This window comes from Intrasporangium calvum (genome assembly GCF_028446585.1).
GTDB lineage: Bacteria > Actinomycetota > Actinomycetes > Actinomycetales > Dermatophilaceae > Intrasporangium > Intrasporangium calvum_A.
In genome coordinates this window covers 1-4,186 of record NZ_JAPFQL010000138.1, presented here as the reverse complement: position 1 = coordinate 4,186, position 4,186 = coordinate 1, and the positions used below count along the sequence as shown (strand labels likewise).

Below are 4,186 nucleotides of genomic sequence, written 5' to 3'. Positions count from 1 at the left end.
GGCATACTCACGTGGTTGGTGGCCCTACTGGATCAGGCCGCGCTCCCGAAGGCTCGAGAGGGCCTCGTCGAGGATGGCAGCGCCGTCCGCGTCGCTGCGGCGCTCCTTCACGTAGGCGAGGTGGGTCTTGTAGGGCTCGACCTTCGGCGGAGCCGGCGGGTTGTCCTTGTCCTGGCCGGCCGGGAAGCCGCAGCGCGGGCAGTCCCACAGCTCGGGCAGCACCATGCCGGGCTCCTCGGCGAAGCTCGGCCGGGTCTCATGGCCGTTGGAGCACCAGTAGGAGATGAAGACCCGGGGGGCGGTGTCGCCCCGCTCGGCCTCGCCCATCGGGCCTGCGCCGACCCGGCTGCCTCGAATTGCGTTACCGCTCGCCATCGACGTGTCCTCTCAGCTCTGGAACCGGGCGAGCAGACCCAGCCCGATGATTGCAGTGGCCCACACGATGGCGACGGCCACGGTGAAGCGGTCGAGGTTGCGCTCGGCGACCGAGGAACCACCGAGGGAGGTCGACATGCCGCCTCCGAACATGTCCGAGAGGCCGCCACCCTTGCCCTTGTGGAGCAGGATGAACAGGGTCAGGATCAGGCTGGACAGCACCAGCAGGACCTGCAGCACGATGCGAACCGCATCCACGTGGTCACTCCAAATCGTCGGTGACGGGCGCGCTACCCGTCGCATGGTCGGCCGGTCGAGGGACGTCTGCGGGCTCGGCGACCCCGTCGGACGGGCCCGGTCGAGCCTCGTTCGAGGCCAGTGGACAGGATACCTTCCCGCGGCCGGTGGGCCGAATGTCCCAGCCGGCCGGGGAGGGCCCTGAGTCAGCTCGCGGTCAGGTGGTCGCGGTAGCGGCAGATCGACGCGAACTCGGCCGGGTCGATGGACGCCCCGCCGACGAGCGCGCCGTCGACGTCCTCCTGCGCCATGATGGCGGCCACGTTGGCGGCCTTGACGCTGCCGCCATAGAGGATCCGGACCCCGTCCGCCAGGTCGCCGCTGTAGAGCTCGGCGAGCAGGTTGCGGATCGCGGCACACACCTCCTGGGCGTCATCGGGCGTGGCGACCTCGCCGGTCCCGATGGCCCAGATGGGCTCGTAGGCGATGACGATGCTCGCCGCCTGCTCCTTGCTCACCCCGGCGAGGGCCGCGCGCAGCTGGGCGACGACGTGCTCGACCTGGCGGCCCTCCTTGCGGACGTCGAGGGCCTCACCGCAGCAGAGGATCGGCGTCAGCTCGTGGCGGTAGGCGGCCTGCACCTTCGCGGCGACGACCTCGTCCGTCTCGTGGTGCCCCTCGCGCCGCTCGCTGTGGCCGATGACGACGTAGGTGCAGCCGAGCTTCTTGAGGAAGGCTCCGGAGATGTCACCGGTGTAGGCGCCCGAGGCGTGCGGCGACAGGTCCTGCCCCCCGTAGCGCAGGTGCAGCCGGTCGCCCTCGACGAGGGTCTGCACCGAGCGGAGGTCGGTGAAGGGCGGCAGGACCGCGACCTCGACCGCCTCGTAGTCATGCTTGGCGTCGCGCAGCGTCCAGTCGAGCTTCTGGACCAGGTGGGTCGCCTGGAGGTGGTCGAGGTTCATCTTCCAGTTGCCCGCCATGAGCGGGATCCGGCCGACGGGCTTGGCGGTCGCCATCAGTTGTCGCCTTCCTCGAGGACGGTGAGTCCGGGCAGCTCCTTGCCCTCGAGGTACTCGAGGCTGGCGCCGCCACCGGTGGAGATGTGGCCGAAGTCCGCGTCGGCGAACCCGAGCTGACGAACCGCTGCGGCGGAGTCGCCGCCGCCCACGACGGTCAGCGCCCCCTGGCGCGTGACGTCGACGAGGGCCTGCGCGAGCGCCTTGGTGCCGGCGGCGTAGGGCTCCATCTCGAAGGCGCCCATCGGGCCGTTCCAGAAGACCGTCCTGCAGTCCGCGAGCTTCGAGGCGAAGAGCGCAGCCGACTCGGGCCCGATGTCGAGGCCCATCCGGTCGGCGGGGATCGCATCGGCGGGGACGACGTCGTGCGCGGCGTCGGCGCTGAAGGCGTCGGCGGCCACGATGTCGACGGGCAGGACGATCTCGACACCCTCACGCTCCGCGCGCTCGAGATAGCCCTTGACGGTGTCGACCTGATCGGCCTCGAGCAGGCTCTTGCCCACCTCGAGACCCTTGGCGGCGAGGAACGTGAAGACCATGCCGCCACCGATGAGGAGGCGGTCGGCAGTGCCGAGGAGGTTGCCGATGACGCCGAGCTTGTCGGAGACCTTGGCGCCGCCGAGCACGACGGCGTAGGGCCGCTCGGGGTCCTGCGTCAGGCGGCGCAGGACGTCGACCTCCGCCTGGACCAGGCCACCCGTCGCGTGCGGGAGCAGGCGCGCCACGTCGTAGACCGAGGCCTGGGCGCGGTGGACCACCCCGAACCCGTCGGAGACGAAGACGTCGGCGAGCCCGGCGAGGGCCTGGGCGAACTCGGCTCGCTCCTCGTCCGACTTGGCGGTCTCACCGGCGTTGAAGCGCAGGTTCTCGAGCAGGACGACGCCGCCGTCCTCGAGGGACTCGACGGCGGCGCGAGCGCTCTCGCCAACGGTGTCCTCGGCGAAGACGACGGGGTTGCCGAGCACCTCGCCGAGGCGCTGGGCCACCGGCGCCAGCGAGTACTTCGCGTCCGGCTGGCCCTTGGGTCGGCCCAGGTGGGCGCACACGATGACCCGCGCGCCCAGCTCGGACAGCATCTTGATGGTGGGGGCGGAGGCGCGGATGCGCCCGTCGTCGGTGATCGTCGCGCCGCGCTCGGTCTGCTCGAGCGGGACGTTGAGGTCGGAGCGGACGAGGACGCGCTTGCCGCGCAGGTCCCCGAGGTCGCCAATCGTCTTCACGCGGTGCCTCTTCGGGTCGGTCAGGACATTCGGTTGGGGGGTCGGCGGCAGCCACCGCCCCCGCAGGCGAGCCTACGGGGACCGTCGACAGGCGACGGAGGGGCCCACTGGGGAGCCCGCCTGCGGGGACGGTGGCGCTGCGTCAGAGCCTGCGTCAGAGCGACTGGCCGACGAGCTTGACGAGGTCGACGAGCCGGTTGGAGTAGCCCCACTCGTTGTCGTACCAGCCCACGACCTTGACCTGGTTGCCGATGACCTTGGTCAGGCCGGCGTCGAAGATGCAGGAGGCCGGGTCGGTCTCGATGTCCTTGGACACGATGGGGTCCTCGGTGTAGACGAGGTAGCCCTTGAGCGGGCCCTCGGCAGCGGCCTTGACCGCGGCGTTGACCTCCTCGACGGTCGTCTCGCGGCTCGCCTCGAAGGTGAGGTCGGTGGCGGAACCGGTGGGGACGGGCACGCGAAGGGCGAAGCCGTCGAGCTTGCCCTTGAGGTCGGGCATGACGAGGCCGATCGCCTTGGCGGCGCCGGTGGACGTGGGCACGATGTTGAGGGCGGCGGCGCGGGCGCGGCGCAGGTCCTTGTGCGGGGCGTCCTGGAGATTCTGGTCCTGCGTGTAGGCGTGGATCGTCGTCATGAGGCCCTTGACGATGCCGAACTCGTCATGCATGACCTTCGCCATCGGGGCGAGGCAGTTCGTCGTGCACGACGCGTTGGAGATCACGGTGTGCGCGGCCGGGTCGTACAGGTCGTCGTTGACGCCCATGACGATGGTGATGTCCTCGTTCTTGGCCGGCGCGGAGATGATGACCTTCTTGGCGCCGCCCGCGACGTGGGCCTTCGCCTTCTCCGCCTCGGTGAAGAAGCCGGTCGACTCCACGACGATGTCGGCGCCGACGGATGCCCAGTCGATCTGCGCCGGGTCGCGCTCCTCGAACACGCGGATCGACGTGCCGTCGACGATGATCGACGTCTCGTCGTAGCTGACCTCGCCCGGGAACCGGCCCAGGATGCTGTCGTACTTGAGCAGGTGGGCCAGGGTCTTGTTGTCCATCAGGTCGTTGGTGGCAACGACTTCGATGTCGGCTCCCGACGCCTGGACGGCTCGGAAGAAGTTGCGGCCGATGCGGCCGAAGCCGTTGATGCCTACGCGAACGGTCACTGCTGTGCACCTCTCGGGGTGAGACTTCACTGGTCGGCGGTCGGTCGCGGCGCTGCGACGTCTCGTCTGCTCAACCCTAGTCCGTCGCCCCACGGGACGTGACGTGAGTCTCACCGCATGGGCGCCCTCCCCCGCCTGCGTGCAGCAGCTGCCGTATGCCGCTGGGCGCGGCCCCCGAC

The 4,186-nt window shown here is 70.2% G+C and carries 5 protein-coding genes; all 5 read right to left on the bottom strand.

Annotation, left to right across the window (positions count from 1 at the left end):
* Window positions 1–24: 24 nt before the first annotated feature.
* A complete protein-coding gene (locus OO014_RS18955) occupies window positions 25–375 on the bottom strand; it encodes an RNA polymerase-binding protein RbpA (protein ID WP_272463886.1) in 351 nt (116 codons plus the stop codon).
* A gap of 12 nt (window positions 376–387) precedes the next feature.
* Complete coding sequence (gene secG / locus OO014_RS18950) at window positions 388–633, bottom strand: preprotein translocase subunit SecG (RefSeq protein ID WP_272463885.1); 246 nt, start codon at window positions 631–633, stop codon at window positions 388–390.
* 185 nt (window positions 634–818) lie between these two features.
* Complete coding sequence (tpiA, locus tag OO014_RS18945) at window positions 819–1,628, bottom strand: triose-phosphate isomerase (protein ID WP_272463884.1); 810 nt, start codon at window positions 1,626–1,628, stop codon at window positions 819–821.
* Window positions 1,628–2,848 (bottom strand): phosphoglycerate kinase, encoded by a 1,221-nt coding sequence (locus OO014_RS18940; protein ID WP_272463883.1) that lies wholly within the window; start codon window positions 2,846–2,848, stop codon window positions 1,628–1,630. Before OO014_RS18940 ends, tpiA begins: the two co-directional genes overlap by 1 nt.
* A gap of 154 nt (window positions 2,849–3,002) precedes the next feature.
* Window positions 3,003–4,007 (bottom strand): type I glyceraldehyde-3-phosphate dehydrogenase, encoded by a 1,005-nt coding sequence (gene gap, locus OO014_RS18935; protein ID WP_272463882.1) that lies wholly within the window; start codon window positions 4,005–4,007, stop codon window positions 3,003–3,005.
* Window positions 4,008–4,186: the final 179 nt, after the last annotated feature.